The organism is Aquitalea sp. USM4 (assembly GCF_004328945.1).
In the GTDB taxonomy this organism is placed as follows: domain Bacteria; phylum Pseudomonadota; class Gammaproteobacteria; order Burkholderiales; family Chromobacteriaceae; genus Aquitalea; species Aquitalea pelogenes.
This window is the reverse complement of record NZ_CP029539.1, coordinates 1601569-1626496: the sequence shown is the minus strand read 5'-3', so window position 1 is coordinate 1626496 and position 24928 is coordinate 1601569. Positions and strand designations below refer to the sequence as shown.

The window sequence follows — 24928 nt, the reverse complement described above, 5'->3', positions numbered from 1 at the left end:
GAAGGGGTGCCTCGCTTTCTTTTCAGAAAGCGAGAAGTGTTTGTCAATCATCAGAAGCCCGGAATCATATTCAGCCCTGACGCACCACCATCGCGTGCTCGGGGCTGGGGAAACCGGCCTCGGCCAGCGCTTCGCGAATTACCCGGTTGCTGTCGAAATACACCTGCCAGTAGTTGGCAGGCTGGCAATAGGGACGCACGGCCAGTACCGGGCCCAGGTTGGTGAATTCAAGCAGGGCAACCGTGGGCGCAGGCTCGGCCAGCACATTGGGAATGGCGGCAATCTTTTCCCGCAGCAGGCTGATGGCCTGGCCATGATCGGCACTGCCGGCCAGCTGGGCTTTCAGATCCACCCGGCGATAGTTGTTGGCGCTGAAATTCTGGATATTGTCGGAGAAGATCTTGTTGTTGCCGATCAGGGTCATCACATTGTCGGGGGTGTCGATGATGGTGGAAAACAAGCCCACCTCACGCACCGTGCCGCTGATGCCGGCCACACTCACCACATCGCCCACCTTGAAGGGACGCAGCACCACCAGGAAGATGCCGGCGGCAAAATTGGCCAGCAAGCCACTCCAGGCGAGACCAATCGCCACGCCGGCAGCGCCGATGATGGCGGCAAAGCTGGCCGTCTGTACGCCAAAGAAGCCCAGCATGGCAATCACCAAGACCACGGTCAGGCTGACGGACAGGAAGGAATGCGCGTAACGGCGCAAGGTGGGGTCCAGTTTGCGCGCCACCAGCTGTTCATCCATCAGGCGGCCTGCCAGGCCGATGAACCAGCGGCCCACCACCCACAGCACGATGGCCGAAACGATATTGATGCCGGCTTGTACCGCCAGATCACCCCAGTGAGTCCAGTTGATGTCTGTCATGGCTATCCTATTTAAGCTGTTGGTAGAAAACACTTAAAAATAGAATGAGCGCCGACAAAATGCCAGCCAGCACGGTCTGGCCGTGAGAATGGCTTATGGCAACAGGCTGCGCAGTTGCTGGCAGGTATCGCCAATACCGGCCTGTATGGTCAGGTCGAACACCCGGTCCATGCGGGTGGGCGTGTAGTTGATCAGCGCCGTCATCACCCCGGCATGGGCGGCTTCCAGCGGGATATGGTTGACCGGGGAAACTTCCAGTGACGAACCCAGCACCAGCAGCAGATCCGCCGACACGGCCACGTCAAAAGCATGCTCGATCAGCGGTACCGGCTCGCCATACAGCACCACGTCCGGCTTGAGCACGTCCATGCAGTAAGTACACAGCGGCAGCACATGGTGATTGATGTATTCCAGCCCTTGCTGTCGCCCGCAGGACGGGCAGCTGGCCATGCGCAAGGTGCCGTGCAACTCGGAAACATGACGGCTGCCCGCCACGCCGTGCAGGCCGTCGATATTCTGCGTCAGTACCGACACCTGCTTGCCGGTTTCTTCCAGCCAGGCCAGAAACCGGTGTCCGGCATTGGGCTGGTAATTGCCCAGCAGCTTGGTGTGGAACAACTGCTTGAAGCTATGCCAGAAGGCTTCGGGGTCGGCACGGAAGTAATCGATGGACACCAGCTCCTCCAGCTGCATGCCCTGCTGCCACAAGCCCTTGGCCGAGCGGAAGTCCGGAATGCCCGATTCGGTGCTCATGCCGGCACCACTCAGTACCACGATATGCCCAGCCTGCCGGATGGCACTGGCCAGTTGCATGATGTCCTGCTGCATTTACTGTCTCCTGCACCTGCTTTTTATTGTTGCCAAGCTTAGTCGTGCATTGCTGTCACAGGCAAAAATCCAATGCAGCAAGCTTGCCCGACATCAAGCCGCTGGGGCATCTGCCGCCGGTGCCGGGTACTTGATGGCGTTCTTTTGCAATTTGTCGCGCACGGCAGCATTGATATCCAGCTTCAGCACGCTGGCCAGCCGCACCAGATACAGCAGCACATCGGCCACCTCTTCCTGCAAATGGGTGAAGCGGGCCGGGTCGTCTGCCAGTCGGTCCACTTCCTCGTCGGTCAGCCACTGGAAGATTTCCGCCAGCTCACCCACCTCCCCGGTCAGGGCCAGCATCAGGTTGCGCGGGGTGTGAAAGCGCTGCCAGTCGCGTTCGTCGGCAAAACGCTGCAAGGCGGCTTCCAGTGCGGCGGTTTCTATCAGAGGCGGTTGTGCCATGCGCTTGCTCCTGCAATGACGGTTTCACGTGAAACCGCACTGCCATATCAAAACAAAACGCCCGCAGCAAATTGCGGGCGTACCTGGGTTTGCTACCGTGGGTTCAGCGCAGCAGGCCTTCGTCCTTCAGCGCAGCCTGTACCGCCGGTAGTGCATGAACCCGGTTCATGAAGGCGCTGATGGCCGGGAAGTCTTCCAGCGAACGATGCACCATGTGCGCCCAGTTCAGGCAGGTAAACAGGTAGGCATCCGCCACGCTGAAGTCATCGCCCAGCAGATAAGGCGTTTTTGCCAGCTGGGCTTCAATCACACCAAAGCGGCCACGCAGCTTGTCCCAGGCGGCATTCTTCACCTCATCGCTGCCCGGATAGAACAGCGGAGAGAAACTCTTGTGAATCTCGGTGGCGGTGTAGTTCAGCCATTCTTGCAGACGGTAACGTGCCAGCGTGCCATTGGCTGGAGCCAGTTTGCGTTCCGGCACCAGGTCGGCCAGGTACTGCACAATGGCCACCCCTTCGCTCAGCACCGTGCCGTCTTCCAGCTGCAAGGCCGGTACATAGCCCTTGGCATTGATACTGGCAAACTCGACACCGCTGGCGGTCAGGTGCGGGTTAACGCGCAGATTCACCTTTTCCACCGAAAACGGCAGACCGCTGGCATGCAGCACGATATGTGGCGACAGGGAGCAGGCTCCCGGCGAGTAGTAGAGTTTCATCCCATCTCCTGATCAACAGAACGCGCAACAAGGTGCCATTACGGTAGCGGCACCGCCATCTACTGCAATTGGGGCAGCTTCGCCTCATTTTCAAGCTGCCATGCCGTCATCACTTCTGTCGCGCCGAAAACAGCCTGGGCCGCATGTCCTTGCCGGCCGTGCTGGACGGGCGGGTTTTCATTTCGACAAACAAGGCTTCCACCTGGCTGCGCGCCCACGGCGTGCGGCGCAGGAAAACCAGGCTGGACTTGATGCTGGGCTCATGATTGAAACAACGGATGGCGATGCGCCGCCCCAGTTCCGGCCAGCCAAAATGTTCCACCAGCGCCTGCAGTATCTTTTCCAGCGTCATGCCGTGCATCGGGTCGGCGGACTGTTTTTCACTCATGCCTATCATCCTGTTATGGACAGCAAACACGCTGCTGCCAGAGAAACCGACGCAGTGTAGCCCCGCCCGCGACAAACAGCCAGCAGACTGCTGCTTGACACGAATTTGCATGTTTCATCATTGCTAACAATTGGCTGATGGCAGGCAATATTTGGCTGACATCTGTGTCTGATACTGCAAACGTCAACAATGACCTGCACGAGGAAACGCATCATGAAACTGATCAAATCGCTGTTGATTGTCGGCCTCCTGGGCGGCGCAGCTGCCACCACCGTTCATGCCATGGGCAATGATTGTCCGATGGGCGGCAAGGACATGTCCGCACACATGTGGCAGATGGACCCGGCCAAACGTCAGGCCATGATGGAACAACATCTGCACATGCTGCATGACAGGCTGAAAATCCAGCCGGCCCAGGAAGCCAGCTGGAAAAGCTATGTCGATGCCCTGAAACCGGCCGCCATGCCTGCCATGCCGCCAGCCAAACCGGATGCCACCCTGCCCGAGCAGCTGGATGGCCGCATCAAGATGATGCAGCAACACTTGGACATGATGCAGCAGCATGCCGCTGCCACCAAGGCGCTGTACCAGAAGCTGAGCCCGGAACAGCAAAAGCTGTTCGACCAGGAAGCCCGGCGCATGCATGAAGGCATGCAGCGCCGCATGCCGCATCACCGTCCGGCATCCGCTCCCATGCCGAACAACTGAAAACGCGCGGATGGAACAGACCAGCCCCGGTAGCGTGTACGGCAGCTGGTCTGCCCGCCAGCCTTGCGCATGAGGAAAGCAATATGACAACGCTAGCGCGCATGGCAAGCCTGGCCTTGCTGCTGGGCTGTGCCATCAGCGGCATCCCGGTCGCGCAAGCACACCCGCGCTTTTATGAAGGCCCACCGCTGATCAACCATTGGCATGACGGCTACTGGCATCACGGCTATTACCACGGCCAACTGGGCTGGTGGTGGATAGCCGGTGGCGTGTGGTACTGGTATGACGCACCGGTCTACCCCTATCCGGCACCCTATCCGCCTGCCGTGGTGGTGGCTGCCCCGGCGGTACCACCAGCGCCTCCGGCACCTGCCCCGGTGCAGGAAATACCCAGCCCGCCGCCAGCCCAGGTCTGGTACTACTGCAAGACGGCCAGGCAGTACTACCCCTATGTCAGCGAATGTCCCGGTGGCTGGAAGACTGTCCCGGCGCAGCCACCCAAATAATCCAGGAAGCAAGATCATGAACAAACTGCTGTGGTTGCCATTGACGGCAATCGGGCTGACGGCATGCAGTACCGTGCCGCTTGGTCCGACAGTGGCGGTGATGCCTGCCCCCGGCAAACCCTTTGATGTGTTTGCCCAGGAAGAACAGCAATGCCGCCAGTATGCGGAGGCAAGCAGCGGCGGCAGCAGCGCCGATGCCTCCACCAGTGCCATGGCCGGCAATATGGCGCTGGGCACGGTTGTCGGCGCTGCCGCAGGTGCGCTGATGGGTGGCCATCAGGGTGCCGGTGTCGGCGCAGGCGCGGGGCTGATTGCCGGCACGGCAGCCGGTAGCGGTGAAGCACGCTACAGCGGCCACGATGCCCAGTATCGCTACAACCTGGCTTACAGCCAGTGCATGTATGCCAAGGGCAATCAGGTTCCCGGTCAGCAGGGTTACAGCTCGCCCTACTATCCACCACCGCGTCTGCCCTGATCTGGCAGTAAAAGACAAAGGGGCTGGTCTGTCAGACCAGCCCCTTTCCCATTTCACACCGGCTCAGCACATCAGCGGCTGAACCATTTGTCGCCAAAGTTCACCAGCAGCACACCAGCCACCACCAGCGCCGCGCCCGCCAGCCGCGGCAGGTTGATGTCACGCAGCGGCATGGCCAGCCAGCCAAAGCGGTCGAACAGCAAGGACGCGCACACCTGCCCGGCAATGATCAGCGACAGCATGGCCGCCACGCCCAGCCGGGGTGCCAGCAAGGTGGTGCCGAATACGAAAAACGCGCCCAGCAGACCGCCGATGAACATCCACCACTCGCCGCGTGCCAGCTGGCTCAGGCCGCTGAATTTCTGCCCGCTGAACACGGCCAGCAAGGCCAGGCTGATGGTGCCGACCGCAAAGGAAATCATCGCCGCCAGTATCGTACTGCCGCCCAGCAACAGCTTGAGCTGATTGTTGACCGCAGCCTGCAAGGGCACCACCACACCGATGGCAAAGGCCATCAGGGCAAAAACCGGATTCATGTCTGTCCTTTGCTTGGAAACGAGCGCGGTTTCACGTGAAACCGCTGCCACATCAGCCAGATAGCTTCACCGCCTGTACCGGGCGGGCGGCCTTGGGATTACGGGTGTAGGCGCAAAAGCCCGGCTTGGGGCCGACCTTGGGATGGTTGCGGCAGGTATTGGGTCGCCGCTCGTAGATGGTGCACAAACGGGTTTGCTGGTCCAGATACTGGCAATCACCATTGGCACGCCGTGCCAGGGTGAAAATGCCGTGCTTGAAATTGAAATGCTGGATCACCCGCTGCTTTTCCAGCCGCTTGGCAATGTTCTTGATCGGCTCTTCCAGCTCGAATTCGTCCACCACGCCCATGCGTACCAGGTCCGGCAGGCGCACTTCCACCGGCATCGAGCAGCAACTGCCCATGCAATCGCTGCACAGGCCATTCTTGTACTTGACCCAGGTTTCCAGTCTTTCGATATCCGCCATCTTGCCTGCCTTATTGCGGACGTTGCTTGAAGAAAGTCAGCGGTGCGGTATACGGCACTTCGCTGGGGGCCGGTGCTTTCAGGATGTGCTTTTTCATCTTGCCCATCACATGCATTTCACAGGGGCGGCACTCAAACTTCAGCGTGTAGGTTTCATTGCCGGATTTCAACGTCATCGGCTCGGCGCGCACCTGACCCATCACCCCCTTCACGCCCTTGGCCTGCTTGGGGCACAGATTGTAGGAGAAGCGCAGGCAGTGCTTGGTAATCATCAGGCTGACTTCGCCCTCTTCCTGATGCGCCTCGTAGGCGGCGTCGATCACCTCCACACCGTGCTTGCGGTAGAACTGCCAGGCCAGCTGGTTGTAGACATTGGCCAGATAGCTCAGCGTCTTTTCCGGATATTCCACCGGCGGCTCCACCGCCAGCTTGCGCGGCGGACGCACCCAGGCGCTCAGGCGGGCCTGTTCCAGCTGCTCGATGGCCTCGCGGCGCAAGCCATTGATGGCGGACGCGGGTACAAACCACGGCTGGCTCAGGTTGAGTGCCACATCATTGGCCACGAACATGGTGTTGCCCAGCTTGGCCAGGTTGTCACGCAGGCCGCTTTCCGCCTTGGCGGCATCCTTGGCCGGTTCCAGTGCCAGCAGCGCGCTGGCGCTGGCGCTACAGCCATCCTCATCGGTCACGGTCAGGCGCAGGCCGTCGGCCTGTTCGTCCAGGGTCAGCCACACGCCTACCTTGCGCTCGGCGGACTTCTTCAGCAGCGCCAGCTCCCAGGCGTGGTCGCGGTTGCGGCACAGGTCGGTTCCCGGCTTGAGCCCTTGCAGCAAAGCCGGATCATTCGGCTGGCAACGCCACAGCAGGTCGCCGCCCGGCACATGGCCGATCTGCTTCACGGTATTGAGCTGCATGCCCACCACTTCACGCTTTTTCATGAAGTTGATGCCGTCACCATTGCTCATGGTTTCCGGGGTGGCAATCTCCAGCCAGTCCGGCCCCACCTTGTGCACCACGCCCAGCGCCACGCCAACGAATTTGGGTGAATCAAAGGCGCCGATGTCGATCTTGCGGCCGGTGGCAAAGTAGTCGGTGCTGCCACGGTGGAAGGTCTTGTCCGGGTCCGGTGCGAAGAAGATTTCGCTGCTGCCGCTGGAGGCGCGCGCCAGTTCCGGGCGGCGTTCGATGATTTCATCCAATAGCAGACGGTAGTGCGCGGTGATGTTCTTCACATAACTCACATCCTTGTAGCGGCCTTCGATCTTGAGCGAACGCACACCGGCATCCAGCAGCGCTTCCAGGTTCTTGCTCTGGTTATTGTCCTTCATCGACAGCAAGTGCTTGTCGAAGGCTACTACACCACCGTCCTTGTCGGTCAGGGTGTAAGGCAGGCGACAGGCTTGCGAGCAATCACCGCGGTTGGCACTGCGGCCGGTGTCGGCATGGCTGATGTAGCACTGGCCGGAGAAGGCCACGCACAGCGCGCCGTGGATGAAGTATTCGATGGTGGCGGCATCGCCCACACGGGCGGCAATGCGCTTGATGTCGGGAATGCTCAGTTCGCGTGCCAGCACCAGTTGCGACAGGCCGGCATCGGCCAGAAAACGCGCCTTGTCGGCATCGCGGATATCGCACTGGGTGGAGGCATGCAGCTGGATGGGCGGCAGGTCCATCTGCAGGATGCCCATGTCCTGGATGATCAGCGCATCCACTCCGGCGTCGTACAGCTGCCAGATCAGCTTGCGCGCGGCTTCCAGCTCGGCGTCATGCAGGATGGTGTTGAGCGTGGCAAAAATGCGCGCATGGTAGCGGTGGGCAAACTGCGTCAGTCCGGCAATGTCTTCCAGGCTGTTGCTGGCATTGTGCCGGGCACCGAAACCGGGGCCGCCGATATACACCGCATCCGCGCCATGCAGGATGGCTTCACGGCCGATTTCGGCAGTTTTGGCGGGGGACAGCAGCTCGATCTGGTGCGACAACAGACTCATGACGATTCCTGACTTGTAAAAAGGGCTTTCCTGCAAGCAATACCAGTGGCAGGAAGGGGCGGAATTATAACGTAATCAGTGGCTTATAGATAGCAGCAACATATTGCAAGGCGGGAGCCATGTTGAGGAAACATGCAAGGGAAATGACAGGCTGATGACATGCTGCGCAGGCTTACTAAGTACGCTTACTTAAAGCCAAAACAGCACTTGGCATGACATGAAACTGGCCGCTAAAACTAAATACCACAATAACACCACTCACCGCGCCACGGTGCTTTCAGGGGATTCACCATGCTGGACCGACTCACCATAGGGCAAAAACTGTTTGCCCTCATCCTGTTGCTGCAACTGGTTACGCTGGGCGTCGGCAGCTTTGGCTGGCTGACCCAGCAGAATATCCTTGCCGACTTTGCCACCACCTACAACGACAGGGTGGTATGCCTGAAGCAGCTGAAACAGGCTGGTGACAGCTATGCGGTCAATATTGTCGATGCCGCCCACAAACTGCGCGCCGGCAGCATGAGCGACAGCGACTTCCTGCACGGGCTGGATGCCGCACAGGCAACCCTGAAACAGCAATGGGGCAGTTATCGCGCCACCTACCTGACCGACGAAGAAAAAAGCCTGGCTGATGCCGCAGAAGCCGCCATGCACAATGCCGACGGACAGATCCGGCAATTGCGCCAGATCGTGCAAGGCCACGACCAGACCGCACTGCAGCAATTTGTCGACAAGAGCCTCTACCCTGCCATCGACCCCATCTCCAGCCGCATCGATGCGCTGATCGACCTGCAACTGCGCGTGGCGGCAGAAAACTTTGCCAAATCCCGACAACACGCCCGCGAGTTCTCCATCCTGTCCTTGCTGCTGATGTTCGGTGGCATTGTCGCAGGTGCAGTAGTGGCCACCATCATCATCCGCCGCCTGCTGGGGGAACTGGGCGGGGAACCGCGTGATGTGGTGGCGCTGGCCAGCCGCATTGCCCAGGGCAACCTGGCGGAAAAGCTGCAAACGGATCAAGCCAGACAGGGCAGCATCGTGACGTCCATGGCCCACATGCAGACAGAGCTGATCCGCCTGGTGCGCCATATCGACGGCATCACCGGCAAGCTCACCGTGCATGCCAGCGAACTGGCCAGCGCATCCGAACAGGTGGCGGTCAGTGCCGAAGAGCAAACCCGGGCCGCCTCGTCCATGTCCGCCTCGGTGGAACAGTTGTCGGTCAGCATTTGCTCGGTCAGCGACAATTCCCAGGATGTGGCCAAGGATGCCCGCATGTCCGGTGAACTGGCAGAAGCGGGTGAACAGGTGATTGTGGAAACACTGGGCACCATCCAGTCGGTGGCCGAGCTGGCGCAACAATCGCAGCAACAGGCCGACCTGATGGGCGACCGCTCGCAAAAGATTTCCAATGTGGTGGCGATGATCCGCGATGTGGCAGACCAGACCAACCTCTTGGCGCTCAATGCCGCCATCGAGGCCGCCCGCGCCGGCGAGCAGGGCCGTGGTTTTGCCGTGGTGGCCGACGAAGTGCGCAAGCTATCGGAGCGCACCGGCCAGTCCACCACCGAAATCAGCAGCATGATCCGCGAAATGCTGGAGAGCAGCGAACTGGTGATCAACAATGTGCACGCCACGGTGGAACGCATGGAAGCCGGGCTGCGTCAGGCTGGTCAGGCAAGGGATACGGTCAGCCGCATCAACGACAATGTGAACAGCATCAAGCAGTCGGTAAGTGCCATTTCGGTGGCACTGGCCGAACAGCAGGCAGCCGGTAGCGGCATTGCCAGCAATGTGGAGCAAGTGGCACAGATGTCGGAAGAAACCAGTACCGCGGCCAATCAGACCGCCAGTTCTGCGAGTGCCATGGAGCAAATGGCACACGAACTGCAAGCCGCCATCAGCTATTTCACCCTGCCGCAAGCCGGCCAGCCGCTGCGTCAGCAGCAGCCACCAGCCGGTGCGGTACAACTTGCCCTGTCCCGCTGAAGCTGACACCGCGGGCCGCATGCAAAAGCGGGCAGTCGCCGTCTGGCCACTGCCCGCTTTGATTGACTTGCCAAGGGTTTATTTCTGGCTCAGCAATACCGCCAGTTCGTCCACTGCCTCGGCCCATTCGGCGTCGCTGGCCAGCGCCTGACGCAAAAAGTCGGCCTGCGCCGGGTTCCAGAATGCAGCCTCGGGTAATGCCTGGCCTGGCTCCAGCCAGTGGCGGGCCAGAAACACCTTGATGGCGGTGACGTCGTTATCCAGCCCAAGCTGGGCGAATAGTTGTTCCAGCTGATGCTTGCCGGTATCCATGATCTTGTTTTCCTCTTGCTCCAGTGCAGAGGTGCAGGATGGCCCCATTTCACACCGGCATGCAATGCACAAATGCAGACTGCACCCATGCAGCGCAAGGGTTGTTGCCTGCTACCGACAGATGGCAAAGCACCAACAGCACGGGCCCCATCACCCGCACCGCCTTGATATAGTGTGTTCACCCACCACTTACGCCGCCCCTCATGACCCTTCATCTTTCACTCGCCCAGGCACGACTTCTGCATCTGGCTGCTCAGGGGCTGTTACAGCCAGCACGGCGCAAAGCTACGTCTGCCGATGTGCTGGCCGCCATCCGCCGCATGGCCTTGCTGCAGATAGATACCATCAGCGTGGTGGCGCGCAGCCCTTATCTGGTGCTGTTCAGCCGTTTGGGGCAGTACGACCCTGTCTGGCTGGATGACTGCCTGGCAGCGGGCAAGCTGTTCGAATACTGGGCGCACGAAGCCTGCTTTGTGCCAGGCGAGGATTACCGCCTGCTACGCCACCGCATGCTGGACCCAACGCAAATGGGCTGGAAATACCCGCAGCGCTGGCTGGAGCAACACCAGCCAGCCGTTGACGCTCTGCTGCAGACAATCCGCACCCACGGCCCGGTGCGCTCTGCCGATTTCAAACGCAGTGGCGGCAAGGGAGATGGCTGGTGGGACTGGAAGCCGGAAAAACGCCATCTGGAAGCGCTGTTCACGCTGGGGCAGTTGATGGTGAAGGAGCGACGCAGCTTTCAGCGCGTTTACGATGTGGCAGAACGGGTGATGCCGGACTGGGATGATGCGCGCGACCTGCCAAGCCAGGACACAGCACAGCGCGACATGGTGCGCAACAGCTGCCGGGCGCTAGGTGTGGTCAAGGCGGGCTGGGTGGCGGATTACTACCGGCTGCGTCGGGGCAAGTACGACGCTTTGCTACACCAGCTGGCGGATGAGGGAGAGCTGATTCCCGCCCGCATCGAAGGCTGGCAGCACGATGTTTTCGTCCATCACAGCCTGCAGGCCGAATTGCAACAAGCTGCGGCAGGGAAGCTCAAATCCAGCCATAGCGCCGCGCTGTCACCGTTTGACCCGGTGGTGTGGGACCGCAAGCGGGCCAGCGAATTGTTCGGCTTCGATTACCGCATTGAATGCTATACCCCGGCCGCCAAGCGCCGCTTTGGCTATTTCGTGCTGCCACTGCTCAACCGTGGCCGGCTGGTGGGACGCATGGATGCCAAGGCCCACCGTCAGCAAGGCGTGTTTGAAATCAGGAATCTGTATCTGGAACCCGGCATCAGGCCCACCGCACAGCTATGCCGCGATCTGGCAGCCATGCTGCACAAACTGGCCGCCTGGCATGGCACACCACAGCTGGTGTTGCAGCAGGGCCCGGGTGAACTGGCCGCTTATCTTGAAACAAACTAGCCCAGCAGGATTTCGCTGTACTGGATCTGCGGCGTGATATCGGTGTAATTGGCGATATCGCCCTGCAGTTGATCCGCGATTGGCATGAAAGCACCCAGAAACGACTCCACCGATTCAAACTGCAACTGGCACAGCGCGGTGAAACTGGGAGTACTGCCCGGCTCGCTGCCGCTGATGCCCTTCTCCACCCGCATGTCCAGCAAGGCCGGAGCCAGCAGCTTGCTGGCCAGCGGCATGTGCTGTTGCAGGTAGTAGTCGAAATCGAAACGGGCAGTTGCGCTATACGGATAGAGAATGCTGACGTTGATCATGACCATGTCCTTGGTGGTGAGGCCATCAGCATAATCGCATCGCAGCCGGCACTCCAGCCTCAGCCCACCTGTTTGCGGTACTGGATGAAGCCCAGGTTTTCTGCCAGCCGGTCGTATAGCTGGCGCGCCGTGGCATTGCTTTCATGGGTGAGCCAGTACACCCGGCTGCAGCCGGCATCTGCCGCATAGGCATACACCTGCTCGATCAGCGCCCGTCCGGCCCCCGTGCCGCGCACATCAGGCTGTACATACAAATCCTGCAGATAACAGTAATTGCCCGGCGTCCAGCTACTGCGATGCAATACCGTATGTACCAGGCCCACCGCGCGCTCACCCTGCCAGGCCAGCCAGGCCTGCATCGGTTCCGCCGCATCGAGAAAGCGCTGCCAGGTAATGGCGGTATCTGCTTTACTCTGGCTGCTGTGATAAAAATCCAGATAGCCCTGCCACAAGGGCAGCCAGGCAGCAAAATCGTCGGCGGCGAGCGGGCGGATGGAAACGGCTTGGGTCATGGCACTCTCCTGTGGATAAGCCATTATGCTGCACGGCTTATGGCTCCATGGGCAGAGCCAGTGAACACAAGATGGATGGAACCACTTTGCCAAGTGGCAAGCTGCTTATCCACAGCAAGATGCAGAGCTATCATTTATCCACAGCCAGCCTTAATTCATCAAGATATTGAAATTAAAAGGATTTGATTCTGCACACCAGCAAGTCCAGCAATCCCGACTCTTTCTTGCAATGCAGACTGAACACCAGCAGCAGGCTGCGCGTATCGCCGATGGTTGTGGATAAATCCCGGACACAAAAAACGGCAGCCGCAGCTGCCGTTTTTTCCAGACCTGTGGATAAGTCAGGTGATGAACAGGATCAGATCTTGTCGTACAGCTTGGCCCCACCCTTCACAAACTCCACCGACTTCACTTCCATGCCCTTCTGCAGCGCGGCTTCATCGCTGATGCCCTGCTGGGCGGCGAATTCGCGCACGTCCTGGGTAATTTTCATGCTGCAGAAATGCGGGCCGCACATGGAACAGAAGTGCGCCACCTTGGCACTGTCCTTGGGCAGGGTTTCGTCGTGGAAGCTGCGCGCCTTGTCCGGGTCCAGGCCCAGATTGAACTGGTCTTCCCAGCGGAATTCGAAACGCGCCTTGGACAAGGCGTTATCGCGAATCTGTGCGCCGGGGTGGCCCTTGGCCAGATCGGCGGCATGGGCGGCCAGCTTGTAGGTGATGATGCCTTCCTTGACGTCATCCTTGTTGGGCAGGCCCAGATGTTCCTTCTGGGTGACGTAGCACAGCATGGCGGTGCCATACCAGCCGATCTGCGCCGCGCCAATGGCGGAAGTGATGTGGTCGTAACCCGGAGCGATGTCGGTGGTCAGCGGGCCCAGGGTGTAGAACGGCGCTTCGTGGCACCACTCCAGTTCCTTGTCCATGTTTTCCTTGATCAGCTGCATCGGCACATGGCCGGGGCCTTCGATCATCACCTGCACATCGTGTTGCCAGGCAATCTGCGTCAGCTCGCCCAGGGTTTTCAGTTCCCCCAGCTGGGCGGCATCGTTGGCATCCCACACGCTGCCCGGACGCAGGCCGTCGCCCAGGCTGAAGGCCACGTCGTAGGCCTTCATGATTTCGCAAATTTCTTCAAAGTGCGTGTACAGGAAGTTTTCCTGATGATGCGCCAGACACCACTTGGCCATGATGGAACCACCGCGCGACACGATGCCGGTCATGCGGTTGGCAGTCAGCGGTACATAGCGCAGCAACACACCGGCGTGAATGGTGAAGTAGTCCACCCCCTGCTCGGCCTGCTCGATCAGCGTGTCCTTGAAGATTTCCCAGGTCAGGTCCTCGGCCTTGCCATTCACCTTTTCCAGCGCCTGATAGATGGGCACGGTGCCGATAGGGACCGGCGAGTTGCGCAGAATCCACTCGCGAGTTTCGTGGATGTTCTTGCCGGTGGACAAATCCATGATGGTGTCGGCACCCCAGCGGATGCCCCAGGTCATCTTGTCCACCTCTTCGGAAATCGACGACGTTACCGCACTATTGCCGATATTGCCGTTGATTTTCACCAGAAAGTTACGGCCAATGATCATCGGCTCGGATTCCGGGTGGTTGATGTTGCACGGAATGATGGCGCGGCCGGAGGCCACTTCCTGACGCACGAATTCCGGGGTGATTTCCTCCGGCAGCGCAGCGCCATAGCTGTGACCGGCGTGCTGACGGGTCATCAGTTCCAGCAGCTTGGCGTTCTTGCCACCCGCCGCTTGCAGGCTCTCGATATAGGCCTTACGGTTCAGGCTTTCGCGGATGGCGACATATTCCATCTCCGGGGTGATGATGCCCTGGCGCGCATAGTGCATCTGGCTGACATTTTTGCCCGGCAAAGCGCGACGCGGCTTGCGGGTCAGGTTGAAGCGCAGGTCGTCCAGCTTGCTGTCGGCCTCGCGGGCACGACCATATTCACTGGACAGGCCAGCCAGCTGCTCGGTGTCGGCTCGTTCGGCAATCCAGGCAGCGCGCAAGGCAGGCAGGCCACTCTGGATGTCGATGTTGGCGGCCGGGTCGGAATAAATGCCGCTGGTGTCATACACATAGATGGGCGGGTTTTGCTCGCCGCCAAACTGGGTGGGAGTGTCGCTCTGGCTGATTTCGCGCATCGGCACGCGGATGTCGGCACGGCTGCCTTGCACGTAAATCTTGCGGGAATTGGGCAGCGGCTGGATGGCGGCAGTATCTACCGTCATCGCTGCGTTGAGTTTGGTGGGCGCGTTCATCGGGTTTCCTCCATGCGATGAAACGGCGCAAGGAGCGAAATCCGGCAAGACCGGCTGCAAGGAAGGGGTGAGAACCAAGCAGATGACGCTTCCCTACGCCGGGATTAACCGGGTCAGGTTCCAAGGGTATTTCTCACCCGTGCAACATGAAGCGGCAACATTCCACAATCAGACTGGATATGGACACCACAACACAGCGCACAGGACCCCTAGCGATGCTGTGAAGGTAAGGTAAATGTGGGATAATCGCAAGTTATCGTCATGACACGCTGTCCGGGCGGCCGGTTTATCGGGATACCGATTGACTGCTGCTGGCAGCCAGCCCTTCGGAGTAAGCTGATGGATTTTGAAAATGCCCGTTTCAACATGGTCGAGCAGCAGATTCGTCCGTGGGACGTACTTGACCCCAAGATTCTGGACCTGCTGTTTCACGTGAAACGCGAAGATTTCGTCGCTGCCGACAAGCGCCAGCTGGCCTTTGTCGACACCGAACTGCCGCTGCCCAATGGCGGCAAGATGCTGCAACCGAAGCTGGAAGCACGTCTGGCACAGGATGTCGCCGTACAGCCGCAAGACAAGATTCTGGAAGTCGGCACCGGCGCCGGTTACCTGACCGCCCTCTTGGCCAAGCTGGGCCGCCACGTATATAGCGTCGAGATTAATGCCGCCACCCGCGAAGCGGCTGCCGCCAACCTGAAAAAAGCCGGCATCGGCAATGTCACCCTGGTGGAAGGCAACGGCCTGGATGGCCTGAAGGAACAAGCCCCGTTCGACGTGATCGTGGTGGGTGGTTCGCTGCCGGTGGTGCCGGAAACCCTGAAAGCCCAGCTGGCCGTTGGTGGCCGCATGATTGTGGTGGTGGGTGACCTGCCGGCCATGAGCTGCAAGCTGATCAAGCGCGTCAGCGAGAGCGCCTTCAGCGAAACCAATCTGTTCGAAACCTGTATTTCCCGTCTGGCCAAGGCTGAAGCCATCGAGCCTGAACGTTTCGTATTCTGATGATTCGCGAAATCTCCGCCCGCGACCTGGCCGCCTGGCGCGCCGACAGCACAGCAGCACAGCCGTTGTTGCTGGATGTGCGCGAGGACTGGGAAGTGCAGCTGGCCAGCATTGCCGGTTCGCTGCACATCCCGATGAACCTGATTCCGCTGCGCATGAGCGAACTGCCGGATGACCAGCCGATTGTCACCGTCTGCCATCATGGCGTACGCAGCTTCCAGGTTGGCCTGTATCTGGCCAATGCCGGTTTCGAACAGGTGCTGAGCCTGCAAGGCGGCGTGGAAGCCTGGGCCAATGATGTAGACCCGGGCATGGCGCATTACTGAGCCGGACAGTCCGGTACAGACAGCAGCAACAGATCGCAGCACAAGCAAGCCATTCCTGCCAGCGGGAATGGCTTTTGTTTTGGAACCGGCCGCCGTTTGCCACATCCAAACCGGCAATCAACCGACAAAATGGAATCCGTTTTGAGTCAGCAATCCCTCCCCTATCTTGCTCCGGCCCTGGCCCCGGTACACCCGGCCTGGGAAGCCGTCCTCAATACGCCGGACATCTTTGCCCGCCTGCGCCAGATCGACCAGCAACTGCAACTGCAAGCCAGTCAGGGCAAAACGCTGTTTCCGCCGCAGCCGCTCATTTTCAACAGCCTGCGCACCATGGCACCGGCTGACATCAAGGTGGTGATTCTGGGGCAGGACCCTTACCACGGAGCAGGAGAAGCGATGGGCCTGTCCTTTTCGGTTCCGCCCGGCGTACGTATTCCGCCCAGCCTGCGCAATATTTACAAGGAACTGGTGGCAGACCTGGGCGGCGGCATGCCGGCCAGTGGCGACCTGACCCACTGGGCCGAACAAGGCGTGCTGTTGCTCAACAGCGTGCTGACCGTGGAAATGGACAAGGCAGGCAGCCACGGCAAGCTGGGCTGGCAGGCCATCACCGACGCGCTGATTGATGCGGTCAACCAGCAAAACCCCGGCTGTGTATTCTTGCTATGGGGCAACTGGGCACAGACCAAGGCCGAGCGGATTGATACCGGCCGCCACCTGGTACTGACTGCAGCACATCCCTCTCCGCTATCCGCCAGCCGCGGCTTTCACGGCTGTCAGCATTTCTCGCAGGTCAATGCCTGGCTGGCCGCCCATGGCCGCGACACCATCCGCTGGATGCCCGCCAGCAGCCAGAACAGCCTGTTCTGATACGGAATGGCTGCAGGGTTGCCCAGCACAACCTTGCAGCGCAAAACCCGGCTTTTCAGCCAGTCAGCATTGCCCTAAGCTAGCAAGGGTCATCTTTCTCCCCGCCGCCCATCGTGGATATTTTCTTTCTGTTTGTACTGATTGTGCTGAATGGCGCCTTTGCCATGTCTGAAATTGCGATTGTTTCTTCGCGCAAGATCCGCCTGCAGCAATGGGCAGAAGAAGGGCGTCGCGGGGCGCGCTCGGCACTGCGTCTGGCAGAGGAACCCACCCGTTTCCTGTCAACGGTGCAGATCGGCATCACCAGCATCAGCATTTTCTCCGGCGTGTACGGTGAAGCGGCGCTGTCCGAACATTTGCAGGACTGGCTGGAGATGAACCTGCCGCAGCTGCATGCCTATAACAAGCCGCTGTCCGTGGCACTGATGGTGGCCGCCATCACCGCCTTGTCGCTGGTGTTTGGCGAACTGGTACCCAAGCGGCTGGCCATGCTGAACCCGGAAGGCATCGCCAGCACCCTGGCCCCGCCCATGCTGCTGCTCTCGCGCCTGGCCGCCCCGCTGGTGCGCCTGCTGTCACGGCTGACCGACACCCTGCTGCGACTGATCGGCGCGCGCAAGAGCAATGAACCTTCCATTACCGAAGAAGAAATCCGGGTGCTGATGGAACAGGGCGCGGACGAAGGCATATTCGACCGTGCCGAGCAGGAACTGGTGGAAAACATCTTCCGGCTGGACGATCGCAAGGTTGCCGCGGTGATGACCCCGCGCAAGGACATCGTTTCCATTGATATCGAAGACCAGCAACACGACAACCGCCAGTTGCTGATATCGCACGCTTACAGCCATTTCCCGGTGTGCAAGGGCGGCATGGAACATGTACTGGGCATTCTGGACACCAAACGCATGCTGGACCGGGTACTGGCCGGGCAAAGCGTGGATTTCATTGCCGACCTGCAAATACCGCTCTACGTTCCGGCCACAGTAACGCTGATGCAGCTGATGGAACAGTTCCGTCTGGCCCACACCCATCTGGCACTGGTGGTGGACGAATACGGCGAACTGGAAGGCCTGGTCACCATGAATGATGTGCTGGAAACAGTGGTGGGCGATTTGCCTTCCATCCATGCCGATGGCGAAGACGACGAGATCGTGCGGCGCGAGGATGGCAGCTATCTGGTGGACGGCATGGTGACGCTGGACAGCTTCCGCCAGTATTTTGAGGTTGATCAGTCACTGCCGGGAGAAGACACCGGCAATATCCACACGCTGGGCGGCGTGATGATGTTCCAGCTGGGCCGGGTGCCATCAGCGGCGGACCGCTTTGACTGGCAAGGCTTCAGTTTTGAAGTGATGGACATGGACAAGACCCGGGTGGACAAAATCCTCGTCAGCCGGCTGCCCTCCAGCCGCCTGGAGCAGAACGACAACTAAGAAAGTGAAAAACCGCCCGAGGGCGGTTTTTTATTGACCGGGCTGCGGTTCCAGACGCTTGCGGTAGCGCTCGGTCCACAAGAACAACAGCGGATTGAGCAGAATGGACAGAATGGCTCCGGCCAGAATCAGCGAATGGCTGTGTTCGTTCATCAGACCCAGCGCAATACCCAGCCCGGCCAGAATGAAAGAAAACTCGCCAATCTGCGCCAGGCTGGCGGCAATGGTAAGCGCTGTGGCCGGGCTACGGCCAAACAGGCGCACGATGCCGTAAGCGCCCAGCGATTTGCCCACCACGATGATCAGCAGCGTTCCCAGCACTTCCCAGAAGTTATGCAGCAACACCGACGGGTTGAGCAGCATGCCGACCGAGACAAAAAACAGCACGGAGAAAGCGTCGCGCAGCGGCAGTGATTCTTCGGCCGCACGGTGGCTCAGTGGCGATTCGGCCAGCACCATGCCGGCAAAGAATGCGCCCAGCGCAAACGACACATCAAACAGCAAGGATGCGCCGTAGGCCACACCCAGTGCGGTGGACAACACGGCGAGGCGAAACAGTTCGCGGCTGCCGGTGTAGACAATGCGCTCCAGCATCCACGGCAAAAAACGTCGGCCAAACACCAGCATCAGCGCGACAAAGGCCGCCACCTTGCCCAGCGTCAGCAGGATGGTCCACAGCACCGCACTACCACTGATCACCGTATCCGCGCCCTTGCCACCCAGCACGCCGGCAAAGATGGGCAGCAACACCAGCGTCAGCACCATCACCAGGTCTTCCACCACCAGCCAGCCAATGGCGATCTTGCCATCGTCAGTCTGTTCCAGATTCTTTTCCTGCAAGGCCTTGAGCAATACCACCGTGCTGGCGGTGGACAGCGCCAGGCCAAACACCACGCCTTCCCCCACAGGCCAGCCCAGCAGCTGGGACATGCCCAGCCCCAGTACGGTGGCCAGCAGGATCTGCCCAATGGCACCGGGCAGCGCAATGGTTTTTACCGCCAGCAAGTCTCGGACCGAAAAATGCAAACCCACACCGAACATCAGCAAAATAACGCCCATCTCCGCCAATTGTGGTGCGATCTGGCTGTCTGCAGTAAAACCAGGGGTGAACGGACCGGCCACGATGCCGGCACACAGATAGCCGATCAGCGGCGGCAAACGCAGGCGGAAGGCCAGCGTGCCCAGCATGAAGGCAAATACCAGACTGCCGACAATGGTGGCAATCAGGGGTGAATGATGAAGCATGGCTCAGCCCTCCATTCCAGTTTCAATGCATGACAGATTGCCGGAATATCGATGTAGTTCCACTTAATATCAAAATTTCAGCAAAATATTAAAATTAACTTATTTTGCATAAAATTTCATGTTGGCAGTTTGCCTGCCAGTCCGCGCTTATTCTTGTGAATTCATCCACTTGTAGCGGATTTTCCAGCATGGAAAGGCTCTGGTAACAAAACAAGCAGCATGCAGTCATGCGGACATGTCATCCTGCCTTGTCCAGCCCCATTCTGCCCCTGTCATTGCATGCGCTGCGGTTTGCAGCATCCGGGCGGGAGCGTATGCTCTGAGCACTTGCAATCCCCTTCAATCCCCATCTTTCCAGCCCCGGAGCCTGCATGCGTTGCCCTGCCGTGTTGATGTTGTTGCCCGCCCTGCTTTGCTGCCCGTCGGTATTTGCCGACGAACCCGTACACAGCATGACGCTGAGCCTGGACGGCAACCTGTACCAGACGGATGCCGGCACTGGCAGCAAGCTGCAACCCTCGCTGTCGCTACGCCACGATACCGCCTATGGCAGCCTGTTCGTGCAACAAGGTGAAGCCGGGCTGGGCCTGCCCGCGCCGGGCGGCTGGATGACGCTGGCAGTCGCCAATGAAAGCCAGTGGGAGCTGGGCGCCAATTCCAGCCACTGGATGGGTGTGCTGCGTTATGGTGTGGATCTGCCGCAGGATGGCTCGCTGTCCATCGGCTATGCCGACAGGCTGGGTAATAGCAGTCCGGGCAAGATGCTGCTGATGAATCTGGATCTCACCCTGGGCAACTGGCGCAACCAGCGCATCAGCCTGCTGGGCTGGGCCAGCCTGGCCAACACACAACGGGCACAAAGCCTGGGGCACCAGGCCATTGGTGGTGGCTGGCATCTGGAACAAAGCAATCTGCTGCTGATGCTGAACCACCCGTTCAACCCGCGCTGGTCGCTGGATGTGGGAGCAGGTTCGCGCTGGATGGCAGATCAACAGGCCAGCCACAGCGCAGGCTGGCAAGCGGTACTCGGCATCAACTGCAAGTTGTACTGAGCACGGCTCGTAATATGGCGCAGGCGGGGCTACAAGCGCCTGCCACACACCGTACTCATGCGCGAGCCACTCCAGCGTCGTTCCGGGTCGGCAAAACTCTGCAATTCCTGTAAACCCGCCTTCTGCATCATGCCGGCCGAGCCGGCATTTTGCTGATGCCTGTCCACACACAGCCAGCGACAGCCTTGCAGTTTCAATACCTCGCATACCATCAGCAACAAACGGCTGCCCAGGCCCTGACCGGCCGCATCACGGCTTACCACCGCTTCAATCAGAAAAGCGGCCTCACTGGCTGCGATGTCAGCCGGACGATGTGCCGGGTAGGTATCAGAACGGTCAAACAGCATCACCGCCAGCAACTGGCCCTGCTGTTCTGCCAGCAAGCCTTGTACGGTTCCGCTGGCCAGGCCGGACAGTGTCTGCTCCACCCCCTGTTGCGGCAGGTAGTTCCAGTCATTCGGGCCATGGCTCATGATCAATTGCAGTAATGCAGCCTGATCGGCAGGCTGGGCCGCACGAATTTGCATGTTTTTCCCCTCATCGATGCCCTGTGCCATGCAGTTTCCTGCTTCAACAGCGCAGAAAGGCCGTTTGCCGCCTTCCTGCGCTGTCAGCAGCTCGTTACTGGTCTGAACGCTCAGAACGGCTTAAAACCGTGTTCATGCCCCGGCATGGTCATGTAACTGCACCTGACAGGCGGTGATTCAGTATTTTTTGCCCAGCCGGTGCAGCTCATTGAGCTTGGCGTATTTGATATAGCTGTTGAAGCAACCAATGCTGATGTGGACAAGTCCGGGCAAACCATCCAGAAAACCACGGCGTACCAGGTAAAACTTGGTAAAGCGCAACAGCGGGCTGAACACCAGCTTGCTCCATCCCGCCTTTTTCCCGCGCTTATACAGCATTTCGGCTTGCAAACTGGTGTAGCGATTCTGCTTGGTAAGGTAAAGCGCAATGTCCTCGCCGGATTCGTGCATCAGGTCGCCGGACAGTTTTTCCACAGCGCCATCGCACTGCACGTACTCATGCACCACATCATCCGACCAGCGTGCCTGACGTCGGTCAAACAGCCGCAAGCTCCAGTCCGGATAACCTTCTCCATGCTTCAGAAAACGACCCATGAAACGGTTGCTGCGGGCAAATCGGTAGGCAACTGCCTGTGGATTGTTCAGTATCTGTTTGATTTGATTGGTCAATTCTGCTGATGGCCATTCGTCTGCATCCAGACACAATACCCAGTCATGGCTCGCAGCCTGTACGGCAAATTGCTTCTGCGGACCAAATCCCAGCCAGTCCTGGTGGATAACTTTTGCCTTATAGGCAGAAGCTATCGCCACGGTTTCATCTGTACTGCCTGAATCCACCACCACGATTTCGTCTGCCCATTGCACGCTGGCCAGTGTTTTTTCCAGTTGTGCAGCTGCATTTTTGGTGATGAGTACAACGCTGAGCGGCTCTCGCATCTTTTCTTGTTATTCCCATATGTATATGGAAGAAACTGGTAGAAGAAGGTCATTTGTTGTGGATAACCTTGTTTTTACCAGTCTGTTCAATGATTTAGGCTACTGCAAAAGGTGTTGAACAGCGCATTGTGCTGTCCATGACGGTTTGTGGATAACTTGTCGTCCAGTCTGAAAACCCGGTTTATCCACATGCTGTCAGCCGCATGCCCATGCCACCCTGTGAGCAGGCATTTTTGTGCTGCTTCCCTTATTTATCTTAAACCGAATTTTATTATGAAGAGACTAATGAGAGGAGAGCGTTTCTGTTGATAACCCGGAAAAACCCATGTTCTGTCAGTAGTTTGCCTTGTTGATGGCACTGGGATTAATCAGGCTGGCCACACGGTGGCAGATTGTGGATAAATCAGCACATTTTTATTCACAGGCGTTTATCCACAATACTTGCCTGTGGATTCAGCCAGCTTAATCACAACGGTTTGGCGCAAGCTTCGGTTACAATGCGCGCCATGATGAACGTACTGATCGTGCGTACCTCGTCGATGGGCGACCTTATCCACACCTGGCCTGCCATTACCGAGCTGAAAACGCACTACCCCAACCTTCGTATCAGCTGGCTGGCCGAAGAAAACTTTGCCGACATCCCGCGTTTGCACCCGGCGGTGGAGCAGGTTATTCCCATGGCATGGCGTCGCTGGCGCAAGCGCCTGTTTGCGGCGGAAACCCGGGCGGAAATGAAGGCGGTTTATCAACAGCTGCAAGCCACACCGTGGGATCTGGTGGTGGATTGCCAGGGCCTGTTGAAAAGTGCCATTCCAGCCAAGCTCAGCCGTGGCCCGCTGGCCGGTTACGACCGTCACAGCATTCGCGAACCCTTGGCCTGCCTGTTGTACGACAAGACCCACCGGGTGGACTGGTCCTTGTCTGCGGTGGAACGCTGCCGTTTGCTGCTGGCCAAGGTGTTTGGCTACCAGCCGGAAGGCAGCCCGCGTTTTGGCGTACCGGCGGCAGCCCGTCCAGACTGGTTGCCGCAAGGCGAATACGCGGTGCTGCTGCATGCCACCAGCCGTGCATCCAAGGAATGGCCGGAACAACACTGGATTGCGCTGGGTGAAAAACTTGCAGCACAACATGGCCTGCAACTGATCATTCCCTGGGGCAATGCTGCCGAACAGCAAAGGGCACAGCGCCTGGCCGCGGCCATGCCGCAGGCCGTGGTGGCACCACGCATGAACCTGATTGAAGCCTGTGGCTTGCTCGGCCATGCCCGCGCTGTCATCGGCGTGGATACCGGCCTGTGTCATCTGGCCAATGCGCTGAATGTGCCGCTGGTGGCCATTTATACCGATACCGACCCAAGCAAGACCGGCGTGGTGGAAACCGCCTGGGCGACCAATCTGGGCAATATCGGCCAGTGTCCGACGGTGGAAGCGGTGTATCAGGCATTGCTGGCGCGCAAGGACATGCAATGAACTGGCGGCGCGGCTTGTATTCCATGCTGTGGTGGGCTGCCACGCCGCTGATTCGCCGTTATCTGAAAAAACGCGCACGCAAGGCACCGGCCTATCTGCAGCACTGGGACGAACGTTTCGGCGAGGCGACTCAGCCGCGGACGACCGGGGCCATCTGGATTCACGCGGTATCGGTGGGCGAAACCCGTGCCGCCCTGCCGCTGATCCAGGCCATTCGCCAGCACTGGCCGGATGCGCCGCTGCTGCTTACCCAGATGACTCCCACCGGGCGCGATACCGCCTGCCAGCTCTACCCTGATGCCGAAGTGCGTTATCTGCCCTACGACTATCCCGGTGCGGTGCGGGATTTTCTGGCCGTGTGGCAGCCACGCTTTGGCGTGCTGATGGAAACCGAGCTGTGGCCCAATCTGCTACATGCGGCGCGCCAGCAAGGTGTGCCGGTTTTCCTGGCCAATGCGCGGTTGTCGGAAAAATCGCTGCGCGGCTATCGCCGCATTCAGGGGCTGATTGGCCCGGCCTTGCGTGATTTGACGGCCATTGCTGCGCAAAGCCTGCAGGATGCCGAACGTTTGCAGCAATTGGGCGCTGTTTCCCCGCAAGTCTGTGGCAATACCAAGTATGATTTCACTCCGCCAGCCGCCATGGCCGAACTGGCAGCGCAGTTTCGCCAGCGTACAGGCAACCGTCCGGTATTCATTTGCGCCAGTACGCGCGATGGCGAGGAACAACTGATCCTGCAGGCCTGGCAACAGGCCGAGGTGGGCAATACCCTGCTGCTGCTGGTGCCGCGTCACCCGGAACGCTTCGACAGCGTGGCCGCGCTGGCACAGGACATGGGCTTTGCCGTGCAACGGCGCAGTGACAACAGCAAGATTGCTGCCGCTACCCGCGTGTGGCTGGGCGACAGCATGGGCGAGCTGTTTGCCTACTATGGCTGTGCCGATGTGGCTTTTGTCGGTGGCAGTCTGCTGCCATTGGGTGGGCAGAACCTGATCGAGCCCGCCAGCCTCGGCCTGCCGGTCTTGTTTGGCCCGTCCATGTTCAACTTTGCCCAGGCCAGTGAATTGGCGCTGGAGGCTGGCGCTGCCTGGCAAGTGGCAGACGCTGCGGCCCTGGTGCAGCAGGTGCTGGGCTTGTTGCAGGACGATGCCCGTCGTCAGCAGATGCACAGCGCTGCGCTGGCGTTTACCGCGGCGCACCGTGGTGCCAGCCAGCGCATAGTCCAGTTACTGCAGGCACATCTGCCTGCCTGATACCGCGGCCCGGCCATGGGCCGCTGTTGCCTGCCCGCCACGGCGGGCCAGCCATTTCCTGTCCTGCATCAATCATTACC

The 24928-nt window shown here is 59.5% G+C and carries 27 protein-coding genes and 1 riboswitch; of the genes, 12 read left to right on the top strand and 15 right to left on the bottom strand.

The window, feature by feature from the left end; translation table 11 throughout:
- Positions 1-70: 70 nt before the first annotated feature.
- From DKK66_RS07715 to DKK66_RS07695, 5 genes are all read right to left on the bottom strand, one after another.
- Positions 71-874, bottom strand: coding sequence for a mechanosensitive ion channel family protein (locus DKK66_RS07715; protein WP_131356842.1), 804 nt, complete (start codon positions 872-874; stop codon positions 71-73).
- 93 nt (positions 875-967) lie between these two features.
- Positions 968-1702, bottom strand: a complete 735-nt coding sequence (locus tag DKK66_RS07710; protein ID WP_131356839.1) for an NAD-dependent protein deacylase — start codon at positions 1700-1702, stop codon at positions 968-970.
- A 93-nt stretch (positions 1703-1795) separates the two neighbouring features.
- Positions 1796-2149, bottom strand: coding sequence for a nucleotide pyrophosphohydrolase (locus DKK66_RS07705; RefSeq protein WP_131356836.1), 354 nt, complete (start codon positions 2147-2149; stop codon positions 1796-1798).
- A 103-nt stretch (positions 2150-2252) separates the two neighbouring features.
- Positions 2253-2864, bottom strand: a complete 612-nt coding sequence (gene gstA / locus DKK66_RS07700; RefSeq protein WP_131356833.1) for a glutathione transferase GstA — start codon at positions 2862-2864, stop codon at positions 2253-2255.
- Between the two features lie 109 nt (positions 2865-2973).
- Positions 2974-3252, bottom strand: a complete 279-nt coding sequence (locus DKK66_RS07695) for a VF530 family DNA-binding protein (protein ID WP_131356831.1) — start codon at positions 3250-3252, stop codon at positions 2974-2976.
- A gap of 213 nt (positions 3253-3465) precedes the next feature.
- Here DKK66_RS07695 and DKK66_RS07690 point away from each other — a divergent pair, with 213 nt between their 5' ends.
- The 3 genes from DKK66_RS07690 (at position 3466) to DKK66_RS07680 (ending at position 4941) form a co-directional block, all read left to right on the top strand.
- A complete protein-coding gene (locus DKK66_RS07690) occupies positions 3466-3960 on the top strand; it encodes a Spy/CpxP family protein refolding chaperone (RefSeq protein WP_165494123.1) in 495 nt (164 codons plus the stop codon).
- An 83-nt stretch (positions 3961-4043) separates the two neighbouring features.
- Complete coding sequence (locus DKK66_RS07685) at positions 4044-4466, top strand: hypothetical protein (protein WP_131356825.1); 423 nt, start codon at positions 4044-4046, stop codon at positions 4464-4466.
- A 16-nt stretch (positions 4467-4482) separates the two neighbouring features.
- Positions 4483-4941, top strand: coding sequence for a glycine zipper family protein (locus DKK66_RS07680; protein ID WP_131356822.1), 459 nt, complete (start codon positions 4483-4485; stop codon positions 4939-4941).
- A gap of 71 nt (positions 4942-5012) precedes the next feature.
- On the opposite strand, the gene DKK66_RS07675 is transcribed toward DKK66_RS07680, so the two are convergent.
- From DKK66_RS07675 to DKK66_RS07665, 3 genes are read right to left on the bottom strand one after another with little or no spacing between them, the layout of a single operon-like run.
- Complete coding sequence (locus DKK66_RS07675) at positions 5013-5477, bottom strand: DMT family transporter (protein WP_131356819.1); 465 nt, start codon at positions 5475-5477, stop codon at positions 5013-5015.
- Between the two features lie 52 nt (positions 5478-5529).
- Positions 5530-5943 (bottom strand): YkgJ family cysteine cluster protein, encoded by a 414-nt coding sequence (locus DKK66_RS07670; RefSeq protein ID WP_045845938.1) that lies wholly within the window; start codon positions 5941-5943, stop codon positions 5530-5532.
- A gap of 10 nt (positions 5944-5953) precedes the next feature.
- Positions 5954-7930, bottom strand: coding sequence for a U32 family peptidase (locus DKK66_RS07665; RefSeq protein ID WP_131356816.1), 1977 nt, complete (start codon positions 7928-7930; stop codon positions 5954-5956).
- 291 nt (positions 7931-8221) lie between these two features.
- Here DKK66_RS07665 and DKK66_RS07660 point away from each other — a divergent pair, with 291 nt between their 5' ends.
- Positions 8222-9919 carry a methyl-accepting chemotaxis protein gene (locus tag DKK66_RS07660; protein WP_131356813.1) on the top strand — a complete coding sequence of 566 codons (1698 nt, stop codon included), beginning with the start codon at positions 8222-8224 and terminating at the stop codon, positions 9917-9919.
- A 78-nt stretch (positions 9920-9997) separates the two neighbouring features.
- Here the strand turns inward: DKK66_RS07660 and DKK66_RS07655 are convergent, their stop codons facing one another.
- Complete coding sequence (locus DKK66_RS07655; RefSeq protein WP_045846003.1) at positions 9998-10231, bottom strand: DUF2789 domain-containing protein; 234 nt, start codon at positions 10229-10231, stop codon at positions 9998-10000.
- Positions 10232-10434: 203 nt separating this feature from the next.
- On the opposite strand from DKK66_RS07655, the gene DKK66_RS07650 reads away from it, so the two are divergent.
- On the top strand, positions 10435-11646 hold the full coding sequence (locus DKK66_RS07650; RefSeq protein WP_131356810.1) for a winged helix-turn-helix domain-containing protein: 1212 nt from the start codon (positions 10435-10437) through the stop codon (positions 11644-11646).
- On the opposite strand, the gene DKK66_RS07645 is transcribed toward DKK66_RS07650, so the two are convergent.
- The 3 genes from DKK66_RS07645 to thiC form a co-directional block, all read right to left on the bottom strand.
- Positions 11643-11957 carry an EthD family reductase gene (locus DKK66_RS07645; protein WP_131356807.1) on the bottom strand — a complete coding sequence of 105 codons (315 nt, stop codon included), beginning with the start codon at positions 11955-11957 and terminating at the stop codon, positions 11643-11645. The two genes, DKK66_RS07650 and DKK66_RS07645, sit on opposite strands and share 4 nt — an antisense overlap.
- Before the next feature lie 59 nt (positions 11958-12016).
- Positions 12017-12469: a GNAT family N-acetyltransferase gene (locus tag DKK66_RS07640; RefSeq protein ID WP_131356804.1), complete on the bottom strand. Its 453-nt coding sequence runs from the start codon at positions 12467-12469 to the stop codon at positions 12017-12019.
- A gap of 358 nt (positions 12470-12827) precedes the next feature.
- Positions 12828-14738, bottom strand: a complete 1911-nt coding sequence (gene thiC / locus DKK66_RS07635; protein ID WP_131356801.1) for a phosphomethylpyrimidine synthase ThiC — start codon at positions 14736-14738, stop codon at positions 12828-12830.
- A gap of 73 nt (positions 14739-14811) precedes the next feature.
- A riboswitch (TPP riboswitch) is annotated at positions 14812-14959 on the bottom strand.
- A 118-nt stretch (positions 14960-15077) separates the two neighbouring features.
- Between thiC and DKK66_RS07630 the strand changes: the two genes are divergently transcribed.
- From DKK66_RS07630 to DKK66_RS07615, 4 genes are all read left to right on the top strand, one after another.
- Positions 15078-15737: a protein-L-isoaspartate O-methyltransferase gene (locus DKK66_RS07630; RefSeq protein WP_131356798.1), complete on the top strand. Its 660-nt coding sequence runs from the start codon at positions 15078-15080 to the stop codon at positions 15735-15737.
- Positions 15734-16063 carry a rhodanese-like domain-containing protein gene (locus tag DKK66_RS07625; protein WP_370302995.1) on the top strand — a complete coding sequence of 110 codons (330 nt, stop codon included), beginning with the start codon at positions 15734-15736 and terminating at the stop codon, positions 16061-16063. The genes DKK66_RS07630 and DKK66_RS07625 overlap by 4 nt, the downstream gene beginning before the upstream one ends.
- A gap of 141 nt (positions 16064-16204) precedes the next feature.
- Entirely contained in the window at positions 16205-16933 is a 729-nt protein-coding gene (gene ung / locus DKK66_RS07620) for a uracil-DNA glycosylase (protein WP_242673586.1), read from the top strand.
- Positions 16934-17046: 113 nt separating this feature from the next.
- Entirely contained in the window at positions 17047-18366 is a 1320-nt protein-coding gene (locus tag DKK66_RS07615; protein ID WP_082086355.1) for a hemolysin family protein, read from the top strand.
- A 30-nt stretch (positions 18367-18396) separates the two neighbouring features.
- Here DKK66_RS07615 and DKK66_RS07610 read toward each other — a convergent pair whose 3' ends face one another.
- Positions 18397-19611 (bottom strand): cation:proton antiporter, encoded by a 1215-nt coding sequence (locus tag DKK66_RS07610; RefSeq protein ID WP_052693845.1) that lies wholly within the window; start codon positions 19609-19611, stop codon positions 18397-18399.
- Between the two features lie 371 nt (positions 19612-19982).
- Between DKK66_RS07610 and DKK66_RS07605 the strand changes: the two genes are divergently transcribed.
- Positions 19983-20663, top strand: a complete 681-nt coding sequence (locus DKK66_RS07605) for a hypothetical protein (protein WP_131356792.1) — start codon at positions 19983-19985, stop codon at positions 20661-20663.
- A gap of 29 nt (positions 20664-20692) precedes the next feature.
- On the opposite strand, the gene DKK66_RS07600 is transcribed toward DKK66_RS07605, so the two are convergent.
- Together DKK66_RS07600 and DKK66_RS07595 are read right to left on the bottom strand one after the other, a co-directional pair.
- Positions 20693-21190 (bottom strand): GNAT family N-acetyltransferase, encoded by a 498-nt coding sequence (locus DKK66_RS07600; protein ID WP_165494122.1) that lies wholly within the window; start codon positions 21188-21190, stop codon positions 20693-20695.
- A 177-nt stretch (positions 21191-21367) separates the two neighbouring features.
- Positions 21368-22126, bottom strand: coding sequence for a glycosyltransferase family 2 protein (locus tag DKK66_RS07595; RefSeq protein WP_131356785.1), 759 nt, complete (start codon positions 22124-22126; stop codon positions 21368-21370).
- A 509-nt stretch (positions 22127-22635) separates the two neighbouring features.
- Here DKK66_RS07595 and waaC point away from each other — a divergent pair.
- Together waaC and waaA are read left to right on the top strand one after the other, a co-directional pair.
- Positions 22636-23595: a lipopolysaccharide heptosyltransferase I gene (gene waaC / locus DKK66_RS07590; RefSeq protein WP_207389885.1), complete on the top strand. Its 960-nt coding sequence runs from the start codon at positions 22636-22638 to the stop codon at positions 23593-23595.
- Entirely contained in the window at positions 23592-24848 is a 1257-nt protein-coding gene (waaA, locus tag DKK66_RS07585; protein WP_131356779.1) for a lipid IV(A) 3-deoxy-D-manno-octulosonic acid transferase, read from the top strand. The genes waaC and waaA overlap by 4 nt, the downstream gene beginning before the upstream one ends.
- Positions 24849-24928: the final 80 nt, after the last annotated feature.

Bases quoted from the DNA above. Each gene is read 5' to 3' on its own strand.
- gstA (WP_131356833.1), bottom strand. From the start codon at position 2,864: ATGAAACTCTACTACTCGCCGGGAGCCTGCTCCCTGTCGCCACATATC.
- DKK66_RS07690 (WP_165494123.1), top strand. From the start codon at position 3,466: ATGAAACTGATCAAATCGCTGTTGATTGTCGGCCTCCTGGGCGGCGCA.
- waaC (WP_207389885.1), top strand. From the start codon at position 22,636: ATGAACGTACTGATCGTGCGTACCTCGTCGATGGGCGACCTTATCCAC.
- DKK66_RS07610 (WP_052693845.1), bottom strand. From the start codon at position 19,611: ATGCTTCATCATTCACCCCTGATTGCCACCATTGTCGGCAGTCTGGTA.
- DKK66_RS07695 (WP_131356831.1), bottom strand. From the start codon at position 3,252: ATGAGTGAAAAACAGTCCGCCGACCCGATGCACGGCATGACGCTGGAA.
- DKK66_RS07715 (WP_131356842.1), bottom strand. From the start codon at position 874: ATGACAGACATCAACTGGACTCACTGGGGTGATCTGGCGGTACAAGCC.
- DKK66_RS07680 (WP_131356822.1), top strand. From the start codon at position 4,483: ATGAACAAACTGCTGTGGTTGCCATTGACGGCAATCGGGCTGACGGCA.
- thiC (WP_131356801.1), bottom strand. From the start codon at position 14,738: ATGAACGCGCCCACCAAACTCAACGCAGCGATGACGGTAGATACTGCC.
- DKK66_RS07640 (WP_131356804.1), bottom strand. From the start codon at position 12,469: ATGACCCAAGCCGTTTCCATCCGCCCGCTCGCCGCCGACGATTTTGCT.
- DKK66_RS07595 (WP_131356785.1), bottom strand. From the start codon at position 22,126: ATGCGAGAGCCGCTCAGCGTTGTACTCATCACCAAAAATGCAGCTGCA.
- DKK66_RS07670 (WP_045845938.1), bottom strand. From the start codon at position 5,943: ATGGCGGATATCGAAAGACTGGAAACCTGGGTCAAGTACAAGAATGGC.
- DKK66_RS07650 (WP_131356810.1), top strand. From the start codon at position 10,435: ATGACCCTTCATCTTTCACTCGCCCAGGCACGACTTCTGCATCTGGCT.
- DKK66_RS07685 (WP_131356825.1), top strand. From the start codon at position 4,044: ATGACAACGCTAGCGCGCATGGCAAGCCTGGCCTTGCTGCTGGGCTGT.
- DKK66_RS07655 (WP_045846003.1), bottom strand. From the start codon at position 10,231: ATGGATACCGGCAAGCATCAGCTGGAACAACTATTCGCCCAGCTTGGG.
- DKK66_RS07645 (WP_131356807.1), bottom strand. From the start codon at position 11,957: ATGATCAACGTCAGCATTCTCTATCCGTATAGCGCAACTGCCCGTTTC.
- DKK66_RS07705 (WP_131356836.1), bottom strand. From the start codon at position 2,149: ATGGCACAACCGCCTCTGATAGAAACCGCCGCACTGGAAGCCGCCTTG.
- DKK66_RS07710 (WP_131356839.1), bottom strand. From the start codon at position 1,702: ATGCAGCAGGACATCATGCAACTGGCCAGTGCCATCCGGCAGGCTGGG.
- DKK66_RS07665 (WP_131356816.1), bottom strand. From the start codon at position 7,930: ATGAGTCTGTTGTCGCACCAGATCGAGCTGCTGTCCCCCGCCAAAACT.
- DKK66_RS07600 (WP_165494122.1), bottom strand. From the start codon at position 21,190: ATGCAAATTCGTGCGGCCCAGCCTGCCGATCAGGCTGCATTACTGCAA.
- DKK66_RS07605 (WP_131356792.1), top strand. From the start codon at position 19,983: ATGCGTTGCCCTGCCGTGTTGATGTTGTTGCCCGCCCTGCTTTGCTGC.
- DKK66_RS07660 (WP_131356813.1), top strand. From the start codon at position 8,222: ATGCTGGACCGACTCACCATAGGGCAAAAACTGTTTGCCCTCATCCTG.
- DKK66_RS07675 (WP_131356819.1), bottom strand. From the start codon at position 5,477: ATGAATCCGGTTTTTGCCCTGATGGCCTTTGCCATCGGTGTGGTGGTG.
- waaA (WP_131356779.1), top strand. From the start codon at position 23,592: ATGAACTGGCGGCGCGGCTTGTATTCCATGCTGTGGTGGGCTGCCACG.
- DKK66_RS07630 (WP_131356798.1), top strand. From the start codon at position 15,078: ATGGATTTTGAAAATGCCCGTTTCAACATGGTCGAGCAGCAGATTCGT.